15 protein-coding genes are annotated in these 17992 nt (G+C 33.6%); 6 read left to right on the top strand and 9 right to left on the bottom strand.

All coding sequences use genetic code 11. The features are described 5' to 3' along the window. Nucleotides 1-22: 22 nt before the first annotated feature. Nucleotides 23-607 carry an acyl carrier protein phosphodiesterase gene (locus ACWA1B_RS20720; RefSeq protein WP_456910256.1) on the bottom strand — a complete coding sequence of 195 codons (585 nt, stop codon included), beginning with the start codon at nt 605-607 and terminating at the stop codon, nt 23-25. 195 nt (nt 608-802) lie between these two features. On the opposite strand from ACWA1B_RS20720, the gene glmM reads away from it, so the two are divergent. Beyond that, complete coding sequence (gene glmM, locus ACWA1B_RS20725; protein ID WP_456910258.1) at nt 803-2191, top strand: phosphoglucosamine mutase; 1389 nt, start codon at nt 803-805, stop codon at nt 2189-2191. A gap of 72 nt (nt 2192-2263) precedes the next feature. On the opposite strand, the gene ACWA1B_RS20730 is transcribed toward glmM, so the two are convergent. Both ACWA1B_RS20730 and ACWA1B_RS20735 read right to left on the bottom strand, forming a co-directional pair. Then, complete coding sequence (locus tag ACWA1B_RS20730; RefSeq protein WP_456910260.1) at nt 2264-3748, bottom strand: glycosyl hydrolase; 1485 nt, start codon at nt 3746-3748, stop codon at nt 2264-2266. Nucleotides 3749-3973: 225 nt separating this feature from the next. Next, nucleotides 3974-4849 (bottom strand): lysophospholipid acyltransferase family protein, encoded by an 876-nt coding sequence (locus ACWA1B_RS20735; protein WP_456910262.1) that lies wholly within the window; start codon nt 4847-4849, stop codon nt 3974-3976. 112 nt (nt 4850-4961) lie between these two features. Between ACWA1B_RS20735 and ACWA1B_RS20740 the strand changes: the two genes are divergently transcribed. From ACWA1B_RS20740 to ACWA1B_RS20760, 5 genes are all read left to right on the top strand, one after another. Continuing rightward, nucleotides 4962-5600 carry a rhomboid family intramembrane serine protease gene (locus tag ACWA1B_RS20740; RefSeq protein ID WP_035650852.1) on the top strand — a complete coding sequence of 213 codons (639 nt, stop codon included), beginning with the start codon at nt 4962-4964 and terminating at the stop codon, nt 5598-5600. 52 nt (nt 5601-5652) lie between these two features. Further along, nucleotides 5653-6345, top strand: coding sequence for an SIMPL domain-containing protein (locus ACWA1B_RS20745; protein WP_456910264.1), 693 nt, complete (start codon nt 5653-5655; stop codon nt 6343-6345). A gap of 512 nt (nt 6346-6857) precedes the next feature. Continuing rightward, nucleotides 6858-10226, top strand: coding sequence for a SusC/RagA family TonB-linked outer membrane protein (locus ACWA1B_RS20750; RefSeq protein WP_456910266.1), 3369 nt, complete (start codon nt 6858-6860; stop codon nt 10224-10226). Between the two features lie 13 nt (nt 10227-10239). After that, nucleotides 10240-12243: a RagB/SusD family nutrient uptake outer membrane protein gene (locus tag ACWA1B_RS20755; RefSeq protein WP_456910268.1), complete on the top strand. Its 2004-nt coding sequence runs from the start codon at nt 10240-10242 to the stop codon at nt 12241-12243. A gap of 304 nt (nt 12244-12547) precedes the next feature. Then, entirely contained in the window at nt 12548-13975 is a 1428-nt protein-coding gene (locus ACWA1B_RS20760) for a TlpA family protein disulfide reductase (RefSeq protein WP_456910270.1), read from the top strand. Nucleotides 13976-14112: 137 nt separating this feature from the next. Here the strand turns inward: ACWA1B_RS20760 and ACWA1B_RS20765 are convergent, their stop codons facing one another. The 6 genes from ACWA1B_RS20765 to ACWA1B_RS20790 form a co-directional block, all read right to left on the bottom strand. Continuing rightward, nucleotides 14113-14604, bottom strand: coding sequence for a CHRD domain-containing protein (locus ACWA1B_RS20765; protein ID WP_456910272.1), 492 nt, complete (start codon nt 14602-14604; stop codon nt 14113-14115). Nucleotides 14605-14632: 28 nt separating this feature from the next. Further along, on the bottom strand, nt 14633-15112 hold the full coding sequence (locus ACWA1B_RS20770; RefSeq protein ID WP_456910274.1) for a YceI family protein: 480 nt from the start codon (nt 15110-15112) through the stop codon (nt 14633-14635). A 72-nt stretch (nt 15113-15184) separates the two neighbouring features. Next, nucleotides 15185-15529: a c-type cytochrome gene (locus tag ACWA1B_RS20775; protein WP_456910276.1), complete on the bottom strand. Its 345-nt coding sequence runs from the start codon at nt 15527-15529 to the stop codon at nt 15185-15187. An 18-nt stretch (nt 15530-15547) separates the two neighbouring features. Next, nucleotides 15548-16411 (bottom strand): DUF5777 family beta-barrel protein, encoded by an 864-nt coding sequence (locus ACWA1B_RS20780; protein ID WP_456910278.1) that lies wholly within the window; start codon nt 16409-16411, stop codon nt 15548-15550. A gap of 4 nt (nt 16412-16415) precedes the next feature. After that, the gene (locus ACWA1B_RS20785) at nt 16416-16811 is read right to left on the bottom strand and encodes an OB-fold protein (protein ID WP_456910280.1); all 396 of its coding nucleotides are present in this window, start codon (nt 16809-16811) and stop codon (nt 16416-16418) included. An 89-nt stretch (nt 16812-16900) separates the two neighbouring features. Beyond that, nucleotides 16901-17809, bottom strand: a complete 909-nt coding sequence (locus tag ACWA1B_RS20790; protein ID WP_456910282.1) for a COG4315 family predicted lipoprotein — start codon at nt 17807-17809, stop codon at nt 16901-16903. Nucleotides 17810-17992: the final 183 nt, after the last annotated feature.

Below are 17992 nucleotides of genomic sequence, written 5' to 3' on the forward strand. Positions count from 1 at the left end.
ACTGTAATCTATCGATTTGAATTTATAAGGAGATTAATTTTTGATTGGCATTCAGACGAAGATCTTCAAAAAACAGCGTGAATTCTTCTTCAAATTCGGCATAAAATTCTTTTAGCTCTTCGCTGGCATATTGCATTTTTGACATGTTTTTCGATCGTCGGTCCATTTGTGTAAGGATTTGATGAATTCCTTCGACTGTTCTATAACTTAAAAGCCAATTTCTTTCGATCATATAAGGCATTAAACCTTGCGTTTTTTCGGTTAAAATTGAATAATTTTCGTCTAATGATTTATAAAAACGGTTTATAAAACTTTCCAGATTTTCATCGGAATATTTTGTCCAGTTTTTGGCTAAAAAATGATCATAAACAATATCCACAATTACGCCTGCGTAATGATGGTATTTTTCATGCAAACGCTTGGTACTTTGTCTAAAAATATCATGAGAATCAGTGTAAGTATCTATAAATCTATGCAAAAGAATTCCTTTTTGAACATCTTTTGGGAAATGCTCAAATTGTTTTCCGCGAATGCCATCGGCCATAAAATTACCAATTTTGATTAAATCATTATCGCCTGAAAGATATATGTGGGCTAGGAAATTCATTTTTTTAAGATACTAAGGTTCTAAGGCACTAAGTTATTTTAGTAAATGTATAAAAACTTTTTTAAATGGTTTTGTTATAAAATTAGGCTGTTTGGCTCGGAAGTTTAACGATAATTTAAAAATCTTAGTGCCTTAGTATCTTAGAACCTTAGTAACTTTTTTATATTTGTAATAAAATAACCTTAACTCAAAAAAATGACTTTAATAAAATCGATATCTGGAATTCGTGGAACGATAGGAGGAAAAGTTGGTGACAACCTTACTCCTGTTGATGCGGTGAAATTTGCATCGGCATATGGAACATTTCTAAAAAATAATACTTCAAAAGAAAAATTAACCGTTGTAATTGGTCGCGATGCCAGAATTTCAGGTCCAATGATTCATAATCTTGTAGTGAATACTTTAATAGGTTTAGGAATTAATGTTATTGATCTTGGACTTTCGACAACGCCAACAGTAGAGGTTGCTGTTCCTTTAGAAAAAGCAGATGGCGGAATTATTTTGACAGCATCTCATAATCCAAAACAATGGAATGCCTTAAAATTATTGAATGAAAAAGGGGAGTTTTTAAGCGGTGCCGATGGTGCAAAAATTCTTGAAATTGCCGAAGCAGAAGCTTTTGATTTTTCTGATGTAGACAGTTTAGGCGAAATCACAGTGAACGATGCTTATATGGATATTCATATTGATGAAGTCTTAAATCTTCCGTTAGTTGATGCTGAAGCTGTAAAAGCGGCTAAATTTAAAGTGGTAGTTGATGGTGTAAATTCATCAGGAGGAATTGTTATTCCGAAACTTTTGGAACAAATGGGTGTTGAAGTTGTCAAATTATATTGCGAACCAAACGGACATTTCCCACACAATCCTGAGCCATTAAAAGAACATTTGACTGATATTTCAGAATTGGTTGTTAAAGAAAAAGCGCATCTCGGAATTGTAGTTGATCCAGATGTTGATCGTTTAGCTTTCATTAGCGAAGACGGTGAAATGTTTGGTGAAGAATATACGCTCGTAGCTTGCGCAGATTATGTTTTGGGCAAAACTCCAGGAAATACGGTTTCGAATATGTCGTCTTCACGTGCTTTAAGAGATGTTACTAAATCTTATAATGGAGGTTATGAAGCAAGCGCAGTAGGAGAGGTGAATGTTGTGGAATTGATGAAAAAAAATAATGCAATTATTGGTGGAGAAGGAAACGGCGGTATCATTTATCCTGAATTGCATTACGGAAGAGATAGTTTGGTTGGAGTTGCTTTGTTTTTAACGCATTTAGCAAACAAAAAAATATCAGTTTCTGCATTGAGAGCTTCTTATCCTGAATATTATATGAGCAAAAATAAAATTGAATTGACACCACAAATTGATGTTGATGCAATTTTAGCTGCAATGACAGACAAATACAAAAACGAAGATATTTCGACAATTGATGGTGTAAAAATTGATTTTGCCGAAGAATGGGTTCATTTAAGAAAATCGAATACAGAACCAATTATTCGTATTTATACTGAATCAGCAACGCAAGAATCAGCGGATAAATTAGCACTTAGAATTATTGATGAAATTAAAGTAATCGCAGGATTATAATTTTATTATTTTAAATACAAAAAGCCTCTTTTTGAAATTTCAAAAGAGGCTTTTCTTTTTGGCTAGATATATTTAGTTTTTGATGATTTTAATTGATTTTTGGATTTTCCCGTAAGAAGCGTTTACAATGTAAATTCCAGCAGCAAGTTTTTCGCCAATTTTAATATCTTGATTCGTGAAATAATCTTTAGATTCGAAACAAACTTTTCCGCTCATATCAACGATTTTCAAAATTATAGATTCAGTTTCAGAAGATTTAATATGAAGCGTTGATTGATTTTTAACCGGATTTGGATAAATCGTAAAAGAATCTTTTTCAGCAATTGGATCATTTACTCCTAGATTTCCGGCAGTAACATCAATATAATTAAAATTCATGGCGTTTGATTTGAATTTAATTTTAAGATACACTTCTCCTTTAGGGAGTGTAACACCGCTCACGATTTTATCTGCATAAGTCTGCCATCCTCCCGTTGCAGGAAATGTTTCATCTGTTTTTACCGCTACATTGTTTACCAGAATGTCAAATTTTCCATTTATAGCAGGCGCTGCTACTCTAAAAGAGAGATTGTAAGTTCCTGCATCAGTAATGTTAAGTAAAAATTCATTCCAGTCTCCATTTTCAATAAAACATACATTTTGTCCGGTATTAGAATCTGCTGTGTTTTGTAATCCCGTTCCTTTTCTGCGATAGTGTTTATTTGCAGTAATTCTTCCTGGAACATTCATTTTTTTAGAAGTATAGCTTTCGTTGATATAGGCTGTACCAATTGGTTTTAAAACTCCGCTTGTAGGACTTAATAATTGTCCTTCAAGCATATCAGTCCAATTTGAAGGAACACGTCCCGTAAACCACGAGTATCTATAAATATCCGGATCGTTTTCAAAACTGCTCACAACATTTTTCATAAAATTGATTTTGTCGGCTTCACTTTGAATAACTCGATTAGCAAATTCTGTAACCCATATTGGGCGATTGAATGTTTTTAAGTTTCCTGTAACTCCCACGACAGAACCTGCAGTAGCATCATAAGTATGAAAAGCGATATAATCTACTTTGCAGTTTGGACATAAAAGAAAAAATTGATTATGCCATGCAACGGGATCGCTGTATCCGCCATAATTGTTTGGCCCATTATAAGCTGGAGATGCACTGACGATTTCTAAGTTTTTTGCGGCAGCCACTTTTTCTACATTTGCCCACGCATTAACAGCTTCTTGTGGTGTTAATCTCGCGCCGTCGTTAAAATTAGGTTCGTTAAATGCTAACAAATATTTTGCTCCGGGCTTAATATTGTCGATAAAACTTTGTACTTCATTATCATTTAATTTTCCCCAAGCCATCGGAACATATTCAACGCCAATAGAAGCGTAATTAGCATTGGCATCATTTTCAGGAATTCTTCCCCAGTTGTACCACCATGAAATTCCAGGTTTGAGCGCCATTAAATCAGCCGCACTGTTTTGTCCGTAGGCAATACCTCGTTTTGGACTTTGCGCAAAAACGGGTTTTGAAAAACAAGTTATTAAAATTGTGAAAAGTAATTTTTTGATCATGGGTATTAATTTTGCAATGGTTTTTGGATAGTTTTTAGTCAATCTCAAATGTATATTGTTTGTCTAAATTTGCCTATGTTTTAATTTAACAAAAATCATTACAAAAACACATCAAAAATTTGTTTGAGTGTTTTAAAACATCGTTTTTTATTGTTACGTACTTTCACAAATAAAAAAGCCCAAAAAGTATTTCTTCTTTTTGGACTCTTTTTTTTTAATTATAAATTAGGAATCAACCCGATGTTTCCATCGCTTGTGTGTCCATAAATAATATTCTGGTTTTACAAGAATTTGTTTTTCGACTTCTTTCAAATACATTTCTGTAATTTCAAAATCCGGGAAATCTTTTGGGTTATCAGCAATAGGTATAAATGTAGCTTCATAATAACCTCTTCCTGTTTTTTTAACGTTGGCAAAAATGACGCTTAGATTATATTTTTTTGCCAGCATTTCGGCGCCTGTATGTACAGGAACTTCAACTCCCATAAATTCCATCGAGTGGAAAATTCGATCTAATTTAGGAGACTGATCACTTGCTAAACCGTACATGCTCAAAGTTCCGTCGCGTTGATTTTGTGCCATTGTCGGAATTGCTTTTCGGGTTTCGATCATTTCTGTTTTGTATTTAGAGCGAATTTTTCGAACTAATTTATCAAAATAAGGATTTGCTAGTTTTTTATAAACAGCAACACCCTGAAAGCCAATTTTTGGATTGATTGTCATAAGCCATTCGTAACTTGCATAATGAGAAGCAACGAGAATTACGCTTTTTCCTTTTTTCGCATAATCCAATACCAAGTCAAGATTCGTTACTTTGAATCTTCTTTCCATTTCTTCCGGAGAAATACTCATGGTTTTGATCATTTCTAAAAACATATCACACATATGACTGTAGAATTTTTTCTCAATAACTTTTCTTTCAGCGTCATTTAAATGTGGCAAAGCCAAAGCCAAATTCTCACGAACTACTTTTCGGCGGTAGCCAATAACGTGATAAACCAGGAAATAAACGAAATCTGAAAACCAGTAAAATAACCGAAATGGAAGTATAGAGATAAGCCAAAGTAAAGGATAGGCTAAAATATAGACAAGAAATTGCATGTAATTTTTTTTTACAAATATAAAGTAAAAATGAATAGATGCCTATATTTTGGTTAGTAGCGGACTTGTGTTTAAGAATGACTATATTTACCATTCACAATAAATATGTTTTATGAATGCTATTTTGATTGGAATTATAGTTGCCAATGTTCTTTTTAGTTATAAAGGTTTTAATGATTATGCTTTTTTCAGAAAATATGAATTTCATGTTGGAAGCATTCGCTCAGGAGAGCAGATAAGAATGCTTTCTTCGGGATTTTTGCATGTTGATTTTATGCACTTGGCTTTTAATATGTTTACACTTTGGTGTTTTGCGCCTGTTGTTTCAAACTTGCTGAGTGATTTTTCTTTTGTTTTGATTTATTTTGGAAGTTTGATTTTTGGAAATCTGCTTACCATGCTTTTTCATAAAAACGATTATAGTTATCGTGCAGTTGGTGCTTCTGGCGCTGTGACAGGAGTTTTGTATTCGGCTATTTTATTGCAGCCCGATATGACATTAGGAATTTATGGCATAATTCCGATTCCGGCCTATTTGTTCGGAATTTTATATTTATTGTATTCTATTTATGGAATGAAAGCCAAAAATGACAATATTGGACATACAGCACACTTTGGAGGTGCCATAGGCGGGTATTTGATTACTTTGATCAAAGATCCTTCTTTAATTGTGGATCATACTTTAATGACAATTCTATTGGCAATTCCAATTATTATACTTTTCGGGATGGCTAAATTAGGAAAATTGTAAGGCTGGCATAACTTTTGAAATGTCCTTATCAATAATTTAAAATATAACAAAAATGAAAAAACTAGTATTATTTTTAACAATCATGTTTATGACTATGTCTTACGGCCAAGAAACCAAACAAATACCTCTTATTAACGTTAATGGGGAAGGAAAAGTAAAAGTAGCACCTGATCAGGTTTGTATTTCGGCTACGGTTGAAACAAAAGGGAATAATGCTAAAGACGTCAAAAAACAAAATGACGAAAAAATGGACGCTGTTTTAAAATTCATTAAAAAGATGAATATCCCAACAGCTGATTTCAAAACAAAACAAGTTGCTTTGAACCCGCAGTATGATTACGAAAAGAAAAAAACGAGTTATAATGCGACACAAACTGTAGAAATTATCGTAAAAGATTTATCTAAATATGATGAATTGATGGAAGGTTTGGTTCAGCAGGGAATTAACCGAATTGATAGGGTAACTTTTGAATCTTCTAAAGAAGTTCAATTACAAGCTGAAGCTAGAAAACTTGCAATGAAAGATGCTAAAGCAAAAGCAGACGATTATGTTTCTGTTTTAGGTCAAAAAGTTGGAAAAGCTTTTGTTATTTCTGATAATTCCCAAGTTTATCATCCACAACCAATGTATGCTGCTATGCGAATGAAAGAATCAGCGGATGCTATGGGAGCCTCAAATGAAACTTTAGCAATCGGCGAAATTGAAATTACAGCGAATGTAAGTGTAAGTTTTATTTTGGACTAAAAAAATAGAATTCCACATATTTAAAAATCCAAATTCCAATTCAAATTGGGATTTGGATTTTTTTTGTTTAAAACTAAAATAGAAAGTTTAAACAAATAAGGTTTGAATAAAAACTTGATAGGAATTATAAAAAATACTTAAACACTTTTGATGAAAAATTAATCGGGTTGAATAGTAATTTGAATCTAGTTGAAAGAAAGCGGCAATATGACATTGCTGCTTTTTTATTTAAATGCTATTTTGAATTTGCATTTCATAATAGATTCTTAATTATTTATGTGTTCTGTAATTTTTCCAGATATTTTTTACAAGAACGTCATTTTTTAGCTACAAAACATGGGTAAAATGTATAGGTCAGACTTTATTATACCCAAAAACGGATTTTATTGCTCCCTCTGAAAACCATTAATTAATCAAATTTGTCCCAATAAAATCATTAATCGGTTTTGACCGAAGCTCAGAAGATTTTAGAAAACTAACTAATTAATTAACCAACAAATTACAAACCAAAAATGACAAATTTTACTAGGATTAAAAAAAGTCCTAATGGTGGATCAGGATTTAATTTGAAAAAGAAAATGATGATATTTTGCGTCTTGTTTTCTTTATCACAAGTTCATGGCTACGCTATTAGTTCTAAAAGTACAATGGAGTCTCACGATGTAGTTCCACAAAAAAGCATTAAGGGAATAGTAGTAGATGAAAGCGGTATGCCGATGCCGGGAGTTTCAGTTTTAGAAAAAGGGAGTAAAAATGGTACTTCAACAGATTTTGATGGAAAATTTACTTTAAAGGTAGATAACGACAATGCAGTAATCGTTGTGTCTTATTTAGGCTATGTAACTGCAGAAGTTAGCGTAAGAGGTGAAGCTTCAATTACTGTAAAATTGAAAAAAGCGACTACTTCATTAGATGAGGTTGTTGTAGTAGGTTACGGTAAAATGAAGAAAAAGGATTTAACGGGAGCAATTGTTCAGGTAACGCCCGATAAATTGGCGAACCAAAATCCACAAACAGTTCAGGATGTTTTAAGAGGTACGCCTGGTGTAAGAGTAGGATATGACCCTTCAGCAAAAGGAGGAGGAAGCATACAAGTTCGTGGTCAGACTTCAGTTTATACAGGAGGTAGTCATAATTCACCGCTTATTATTTTAGACGGAATGCAGTTTTATGGTGAGCTTTCAGAAATAAATCCTGATGATATTCAGCAACTTGATATTTTAAAAGATGCTTCGGCAGCATCTGTATACGGATCGAGAGCAGCAGCAGGAGTTATTCTTATTTCAACTAAAAAAGGAAAAACAGGTAAACCTATTGTTAGTTTTACTACAAACACAACAATTAGTAATAAGAGTGCCTATCGTGGTGTGTATTCTCCAGAAGGATACTTAAAATACCGTGAAGACTGGGAAACAGCCCAAACTTACGGTGTTAATCCAACAACTAAGCAATACGAAGCGTGGATTGCAGGAACAGTTGCTAACGGTAAACCTGGATATTTTTCAAATCCAAATGATTTAGCGAAATGGGGTATTACTGAAGCGCAATGGTTAGCATATCAGCCGGCTACTCAAACAGCAGGAAAAAGCAGTAAAGAAGTATGGGGAACACGTTTAGGATTAAATTTTGACCCTTCGTTGATGGCTAATTTCTTAGCTGATAAAACGCATGACTGGAGTGACAGCTCTTTTAGAACAGGGATTAATCATGATAATAATTTAAGTATTTCGGGAGCAGGAGACAAGGTTAACTATTACATGTCGTTTGGTTATTTAACGTCAGAAGGAGCTATTGTTGGAAATGATTACAAATCGGCTCGTTCTAATATGAAAGTTGATGCTAAAATTACTGATTGGCTTGACTTTGGTGCAAATATTAATTTTCAGGATCGATCAGATGGAGATGTTACGCCTTCTTTAGGTACAAATGCTGGGGATAATAATATGATGAGAACGAGTCCATTCGGAACTTTTATAGATGCAAATGGAAACTATGAGAGACAGCCAATGGGAAAAAATGTTTCAGGACAGAATTATAATTATTACTACGAACGCCAATATATTGACAAGGAAACAGGATTTACAACATTGAATGCTATTTTCAATACAAAGGTAACGTTGCCGTTAGGAATCACGTATTCATTTAATATTGCTCCTCGCTATCAGTTTTATCATGATCGTTATTTCAGATCAACACAAAATCCAAACTGGCCGGCAGCTACTACAGGAGTAAACAGAAATAATGCTACAAGATTTGAGTATAACTTGAATAATACAATAACGTGGGATTATACAATTGCTGAAAAACATCACTTCATTGCAACTTTTGTTCAGGAAGCTGAAGAACGTCGTTATTGGTCAGATGGAATGGATGCTTATAATATTCAACCTTCAGATGCTTTAGGGTTTCACAATGTTAGTACAGCAACAATGGCAAACAGTGCGCTTAGATCAAACGATACACATGAAACAGCAGATGGTCTGATGGCAAGACTTTTTTATTCATTTGATAATCGTTATATGTTGACAGCGACTGTTCGTCGTGATGGATATTCAGCATTTGGAGCTTCAAATCCTTATGCAGTTTTCCCTTCTTTTGGAGTGGCTTGGAACTTTAAAAATGAAGACTGGTTTAAATGGGATGCGATGAGTACTGGTAAATTACGTTTGTCTTGGGGTAAAAATGGTAACAGATCGCTTGCTGATCCGTATATTTCTCTTGCAAACTTAGTAAATACTGGAACAATGGGATACTTAGATCCTTCAGGAAAAGCACTTGAGTTGAAATATTTAGCACTTGACCGTATGGCCAATCCAAATTTGGAGTGGGAAAAAACAACATCAACCAATATTGGTCTTGACTTAGGTTTCTTACACGATCGTATTACGGCCACTTTAGATCTTTATAAAGCATCTACTCATGACATGATTATGAGTCAATCATTACCTGGTTTCACTGGATTCTCATCAATTGCAACTAACCTTGGAGAGGTTCAAAATCAAGGTTTTGAGTTGAGTGTTAATACACTTAATATGAAAACACCAAACTTTGAATGGCGTACTACATTTGGTATCTCATATAACGAAAATAAAATTATCTCATTGTATGGCAATATGGTAGATATTAAAGATGCCAGTGGTAATGTTATTGGAAAAAAAGAGGGTGATGATTCAGCTAATGGATGGTTTATAGGAAGACCTATTTCTCAAATCTGGGATTATAAAGTAACTGGAATTTGGCAGAAGGATGAGTGGAAAGAAGCTCAAAGATACGGGCAGCGTCCTGGAGATCCAAAAGTTGATAACAGTTATACGGCAGATGACGTAGATGCAGTAGACGCAGATGGTGTTGCTTATAAAAAAGCAGTTTATAATGAAAAAGATAAACAGTTTTTAGGTAATTCAAATCCTCCAGTACAATGGACTTTGCGTAATGATTTTAAGATTTATAAAAATTGGGATTTGGGTATCAGTATGTATTCTTACAATGGAGGTAAATCACTTAGTTCAATTTACATGAACACTTTCAACGATGCCAGTTTGTATAAATTCAACTTTAATCCATATGTAAACCCTTATTGGACACTTGATAACCCAACTAATGAATGGGCCCGTCTTGACGCTAAAGGACCTGCAGGAACTCCGGTTGCACCAGGAAGATTGTATGATAGAAGCTTTATTCGTTTGGATAACATTTCGGTTGCTTATACGCTTCCTAGAGATCTTTTAGATCGCGCGCATATTAAAAATATAAAAATTTACGCTTCAGTTCAAAACGTAGCAACATGGTCTGCTTCTAAAGAATGGAAATATTTTGGAGATCCGGAAACAGGAGGATTGGCTACAAGACAGTTTAATTTAGGTTTTAATTTCCAACTTTAAAAATTATTCAACAATGAAAAAATATATCAAAAATAAAATAACAAGACTAGTGCCTTTTGCTTTATTGGCAGTATTGGCCAGTTCTTGTTCGAAAGATTTTTTGGAATCTGACCCGCTTTCGTTTTACGAACCAGAAACTACATTTTCTACAGAAGCTGGTTTGCAGGCAACTTTAGCACTATGTGATAAACAGTTGCGTAATAATTATATTCATTACGGTTTTTCTGGTGTGAGTGTGCCTATTGGTACAGAATATCTTTTCTCAGACATGGCGCAATATGGTAAAACAGATACAGGAAGTAACATTGCTGATTATGCTGCTACGATCGTTCCAACTGGAGATTTTAGAAGAGACCCAAGTGGTGAATCACTTTATCTTGGATTCCTATGGACTGAAGCTTATACAGGTATCAAAAATGCTAACACAGTATTAACTTATATTGGTAATGTAAAAAGTTTATCGGAAGAGGTTAAAAATAAATATATCGGTCAGGCTTATTTTCACAGAGCATACCGTTATCTTAATTTAGTGTATGAATTTGGTGATATACCATTGATTACTAAGATCTTGTCGGTTCCTAAACAGAGTTATTATTCTACAAAAAAAGAAGCGATCATTGAAATGATTACGGCTGATATGGAGAAAGCTGTACAATGGGTACCAGAGCAATCAAAAATAGGATATGTAGGTATGGTTAGTAAAGGTGCTTGTCGTCAATTGCTAATTAAGTGTTATTTGGCATCTGGAAGATTTGCTGATGCTGAAGCACAAGCTAATATTTTGATCAATCAATCAGGTTATTCTTTGGTACAAAACTCTTTAGGTATTTTTGATCCGGGAGGAAATCCTACGGCATGGCCAATTACAAGAAATGTAATTTGGGATTTACACCGACCAGAGAACAAAGTAATATCTGCTAATACTGAAGCGATATTAGTTGCACCAAACGGAGGAGCACAATCATTTTTAGCATTTGCTTCAATGAGAATTTTTGGGCCTAACTGGAACGATGCCAACTTGATTACTCCTGATGGTAAAACAGCGGCACCGCGTTTCCCATTGACAGACAAAACGAATTATAATGCAAAATACGATTACCAAAGAGCAATAGGACGTGGTATCGGGACTATAAGTGGATCTTATTATTCGCAGCATCCTATGTGGGTTGTAAATGGTGTTGAGGATAAGGTGGATCTTAGACATAACAGTACTGTTGGTAACTGGGTAAACATGGAAGACCTTAAATATGCTCCAGGAGCGGGGGGAAGTGCTACATGGGCTGGACAAAATTTCAGAATGAAAGATGCAGCTGGTAAATTGCTAGCAACAGATTCCATTCGCGATTGGTTTGATTTTCCTCATTATAAAATCTTTTATCATGATGTTGTAGCCGAGGCTAATCCAGCAGCAAATGATTTTCAAGGAGCTACTGCAGGAGCAAGTGCACATATGTACATTTATCGTTTAGCTGAAACTTATTTGTTACGTGCTGAAGCTCGTTTTTATCAAGGCAATGCGACTGGAGCAGCTCAGGATGTTAATGTTGTAAGAGCGAGAGCAAAAGCAACACAAATGTATACTACTGTAACTATTGGTGATATTTGTGCAGAAAGAGGAAGAGAGCTTTACATGGAAGAATGGAGAAATGTGGAGTTAAAACGTATTTCGCACTGTTTAGCTATGAGTGGAAAACCTGATGAGTGGGGTAATACCTATAATAAAGCAACTTGGGATAAACAATCTGGTAAAGATGCATCTGGAGGAAGCTACTGGTGGCAACGTATTGTTCATTACACGCTTTACAATAAATATCCAAATGGTATTTCGCTTAAGCCAGGTGTAAAGTTTTATACTATGGATAAACGTAATAATTACTGGCCAATTCCTTATAGACTTGCTATAGAGCCTAACATCAAAGGTCAGCTAAGTCAAAACTATGGTTATGATGGCTACAATGAAGCTGTCAAAGTATGGGATAAATGGCAAGATGCTGTTGATGACGAAAGTAAAATTTAATTTTTTCTCAAAATAAAATTTGAGATATAAAATGAAAAAATAGCTTGAAGCCCCCAAATAAAGCTAAAACAAGAAACGAGTTAATTTATATAGTTAACTCGTTTTTTTGTCTTTATTTTAGAATGTATTGTCCCGCTTTAACTCAAAGAACAATTTTAAAAAGTCAGTTATGAGGCCGACATATATCTAATAAATTTTGATAAATGAAATAATAGATTTAGTCACTTTGAACGTAATTGAAAACTTAAAGATTAAACTAAAACTATTAAAAAGTTATATAACAGCCAATAAACCAATTTAAACAATGCTCAAAAATCTTCATTTTATCTCCTTTTTTTTTATGTTTTTAGCCATAAACTCGGCAAAAGCAAATACAAATTCTTGTCAGCAAGACAATGAAATTGTTTTTATATTCAAAAAAAATGATCACGTTCCAACCACAAAGTATCGCACTATCAGCGGAACTATTAACCCAATTTATATTTCAGAACAAGGGGATTTTAAACGTTCGGAATTGATTATTAATAATAAATCAAAAACCGATACAATCAGTAGATCAGTCAAAGGAGATTTAATTTGTATGACTTATATTTATGATTCTCCCAAAACGTATTATTACTTGTTTCAAAAAGGAGATACTATAATTTTTGATTATGAAAATGGTGTGCCGAAAGCAACGATATTTGGTCGTAAAACTAAAGAGTTTGACTGCAATTTTGAAGTTTCTTTCAAAATTCAAAAACCACTGGATGATTTTGAGTTTTTTGATCAAAACAAAAGAATGCGGAATGAATTGGAAAGCAAAAAATATAAGACAGAAATACGTGATTATACAGTAAAAATACATGCTACTCTCGACTCTTTGTTTGCTAAAGATTTAATTTCTAAAAATGTCATGGAATTGTATAAAGAGCATACAAAATATTACGAGATTAATGTAAACAAAGAACTTCTTTCTAAAGTTTCTGCCGATGATTTAAAACAGGATGATTTATTGTATATGAGAGGTTATCAGTTTTTTTTAGACAATTATATTACCAAAAAAATAAAAGAAACAAATACAAAATCACAACCAGATAATCCTAAAATAGCATTTGATTATGTTTTGAAGAGTAAAGTTTTTTCTGTCATAGTAAAAGATTATTTATTGTACACAACTTTGTGTCGAATTATAGAATCATCATCAAATGTAGATTCAGAAATGTATTTTGAAAAATTCAAGCAAGAAGTGCATAATAAAGAAATGTGCAATGAAATTTTTGAGAAATATGCTTTCGATCTTTCTAAAATGAAAGAAGAAAAGAAGATTACTTATTTCCTCAATTCAGCTAAACAAAAATTCACACTGGATGAAATTCTTTCAAAAAATAAAAACAAAGTAATTTATGTTGATTTTTGGGCAAGTTGGTGCGGACCCTGCAGAGTTTCTATTCCGGCATTCAATAATTTAAAAAAAATGTATAAGGATAAAGAAGTTGTTTTTGTCAATATTTCCATCGACAAAGATTTATCAGCTTGGAAAATGGCTTCTGATAAAGAAAAATTATTTTCAAGCAGCAATAATTTATTTGCTGTGAATTATCCAAATGCGCAGTTTTATCAAAATCTGCTGTTGAAAACAATTCCAAGATATTTACTTTACAATAAAAAAGGAGAATTAATTAACAACACAGCACCACATCCTGAAAGTAAAGAAATTGAAATAGAATTAGATAAATTATTACAAGAATAAAGATATGTAAAGTATTATAAAGGATCGTTTTATCCAGTTCAATATGCTAGAAATAATTAAAAACTCTTAAAAATACCAAAGCCTTACTAATTAAACAGTAAGGCTTTTGTAATTAACATAAATTGTAAAAAAGGAGATTAATAGCCTCCACCACCGCCGCCACCAGCAGGGCTTCCGGCTGGATTAGCAGTAACAAGTTGTCCTCTTATTTCACCTCCTGCAAAAGCTTCAGAATGTAGATTGACATAATAATTATTAGCCATAAGATCCGTTTCTTGAGCTGCAGTCAAAGCAGTGCTAGTATAACTAATAGGTGATGCCAAACTAGAAAACGGAAATATTACAGGACCATTAGTACCCGCAGCTCCCATATGTATATGTCCCATAGTTGGAGTTAAACCGGAATATGTCACAGTAACCGTAAAGATTTTTGTGGTTTTATTATAACTCAAAGTTGCTGTTCCTGTTGCTGTTGAAGCGTTTGCAGGAACTTCATTTGCACCACTCAAAGTAGCATTAAATGTTACAATAATAGGTGAGGGCGGACTAGAATTGTCGTCATTACTAGAGCACGAAACTCCAATAAATAATAACAGTAAGAGCGCTGAAAAATTAAATAGAGATTTCATAATTGTATAATTTTAGAGTTTAAAAAGATTATTTTCCATCGAGAATAAAATTCAGGGCAATATTTACATCTTCCGAAACTTTGCTTTTTACAACACTTGGTATTTTGATATTAAAATCTTGGGCTTTTACTGTAAAATTGTTGGAGAGATATAATTTTCCATCTTTCAAGGCTAAACTGACTTTAATTTTAATCTTCTTTGTAACGCCATGTATAGTCAGATCACCTTCTGCATCATATTTTTTTGAAGTGCTTAATTTAGAAGTATCAAAATCTATGATTTTCCCTTTAAATGTGGCTTTTGGATAAACGGAAGATTCCATATAATTTTCATTAAAATGTTCTTCCATAAGCGGAATTTCAAATTTGAAAGCTTTTACCAAAGCCAGTACAGCAAATTCACCATTAGATTTATCAAGAATTGCTGAAACAGAATTATTTACAGCTGCAACAGGTTCAAAAGAAGGTGCAGAAGCTTCAAATTTTATTTGTCCGGTTCGGGTTATCATTTTTTGGGAGAAAATGGTGTTTCCCAATAAAAATAATAGAATTAAAAATGCTGTTTTTTTCATCGTTGTAATTTATTCTTTTACAAATCCGTTTGCTGCCCAAAGTTTTATCATGTCAATATCTGTTTGAGGTAAACTTCCTCCTAAAGGCATTCTTGCTCCGCAGGATTGAGATTCTATTCTGCAGATTAAATTGGCATTGGTACAGGCATTTTTGACTCCATCAAACGTTTCCAGATTTGGGTATTGCGATGTTCCGGAATGACAGCTGATACAGTTATGTTCCATAATATGCTCTATGTTTGCTACATAAGTTGGATTGCTGGTAGGCGGAGCTAATTCGCTATAAGTGTTAGATTCGCAGGAGACAATGAAAACACTGGATAATAGGGTCAGGCAAATTTTTATTTTTTTCATAGAATTTCGTATTAATTTTTAAAAAACCCTGTAGAGATTAAATCCGAAGTAAATACCTCCGCCATTCCATTTTCCTGTGGCATTAGAAAATACATAAACGTCGTTCATAGTCTGGCAATTTGAGAATACCATTTGAAAAATGTGCCCACCGGTATCGATATCTAATCCTACTGAAAGCAAGTTGTGATATACCTCGCTTTCGGGAGCATTAATTCGGGGTGCATATTCAAGATTCATGCTCAATCTTTTTGTGAACTTATATCTTCCGCCAAGTCCAACCGCAAATTGATCTTTTCTTTCCGTAGTTTCATCATACAGATTTTTGTGAATATAAATCGGGTTTATTTCAAGTGAAATCTTATCTGAAAATTGCCTTGAAACCAACAGTTGTGTAGTATAAGCCAATCGATTATTAAATTGTAAATTCGGATATTGATCTGTACTTAAATTGGTATTGATATCCATCGTATTATAGCCCACAATAGTCACCGGAAAGCCATCCACTTCCTGCGTTTTCAGTCTGTATTTTAATGTTAATTCATAAATTTTATTATTAGTTTGCCTTGAAGCTCCAACAGAAAGCCAGTTGGTTACACCGTAAATTGCTCCCAATTTGGTATACGCATCATCTAATCCAAAGAAATTCTCAAAGCCCTTAGTCAAATCACCAAAACGATGGGAAATCAATACATACCATTCTCCTTTGGCAGTTAATTTTGTTGATTGCATATTACAAATCTGCAGTCCTTTGAAACCTAAAGTTTCTGTCTGTTTTTCTTTTGATTTTATAGTATCCAGTTCCTTTAACAAATCATCTTGTGCCGATACATGGCAAATGATTGAAAGAAAAAATGCTACGGATAAAAATAATTTTACCTTCATTTAGTTAGTTTTTGATTATAAAACATTGATCTAGTTTTACTTCGCCCATCAAATCATCATATCCGACAATTCTCCCTTTTACAGTCACTATTTGGTCTTTTTTAATGGATAAATCCTGATCTTTAAAACTGCAGATAATAGTGCCGTCCAGAATTACTTCTTTTCCATTCAGAGCTGTTATTTTTCCTTTTATAGCAACGGCATTTTCAAGATATTTTTTGTTTGCAGCTTCTAAATCTGAAATAAATTCGGCTGTAATGGCAGCGGAACTAACTGTGAAATCTGTTTTTTCAGTTGCTAAATTTCGAGCTCCGCTATGCATTAAACAGTTATAAGAGAAAAAAATGATTAGGACAATTGCGAATAGTATTGAAATAATTATTTTGGTTTTTTTATTCATTTCTCTTTTCAATTTGTTGATATTCAGAAAACATTATTAGAACTTATTTTGATTTCAGCCTTAATAATGTTTTCTTTTATTTTAGCAGTTTAAATGGCAAGTGGTATATCTTTTACCGGAACTGGCCAAATTCCAGGACTTGGAAAACTAATTCCTTTGTTGGCGCCTCTTACGCCAGCATCTTGTCCGAAGTAATATAAAGGCCAGCCATTATAAGTCAATTGCACTTTTCCAAAAACGGTTATCGAACTGAATTTAGATTTATCAAGAATAGAGGGAACAACAATTTTATCTGTTTCATAAATTGGCCAAACCGCATTGTTTGAAAAATCTTCTTTTGTGAAATTGTTTTTCTTGAAATTGTCATTTTTGAATGTGTACAATGTCAATCCTTTAGCATCAGTAAAGTAGGTCGTTGTACCAACTCCAACAGTATAATCTGATTTGTAATTTTTAGTGTCATGACCTACAAGCTGATTTCTCACAATCATGATTGAATAATCTGGTTTTGCAATAAACCATGTGCCATCAACTCCGTCTCCTGAAGTTTTTCCGGCAGCTTCGGGAGTATTGACACCTGCGCCACCATATCCATCTCCGGCAGACATTGGTGCGTAGTAATACAAAGGCCAACCTTTATAAGTCAATTGCTTTTTGCCAGAAGGAGTGGTAATAGAAGCAAAATCAGCTAATGTTAATCCGGTTCCTAATTTGTCGGTGGTTAAATTATCAACATTAAAAACAGGCCAAAAAGCTTCACATCCGCCGGTACATGAAGATTGTCCGTTTGCATCTGTTGCGAAAAAATATAAAGATCTTCCGTTTTTATCTGTAAGATAAGAGCCTAAAGTAGTGCTTGTAGCAAGGTTTACTTCTGTTTTTGTAACCGGTGGTGGTGGAGTGGTAGGGGTATCACTTCCACTGTCGTTGCTGCAGCTTATAAAAAATGATGAGATTGCAAGGGTAATTGCGGCGAATTTAAATAGTCTTAATTTCATAATACTTTGGATTTAAGTTATGTTAAATTGAAATGGACTTTACAGACTAGTAAAGTATTTTGGTTTAATGATTTTGTATCAAGATTTTCACTTGATTTTTATGGACGTGCTATTCGATAATTTTAGTATTACGAACTGTCCAGAGGAAATAATTTCAGATTTTTTAAGGGGTTCATTTTTTAC

The sequence above is a fragment of the Flavobacterium xizangense genome, assembly GCF_054075145.1.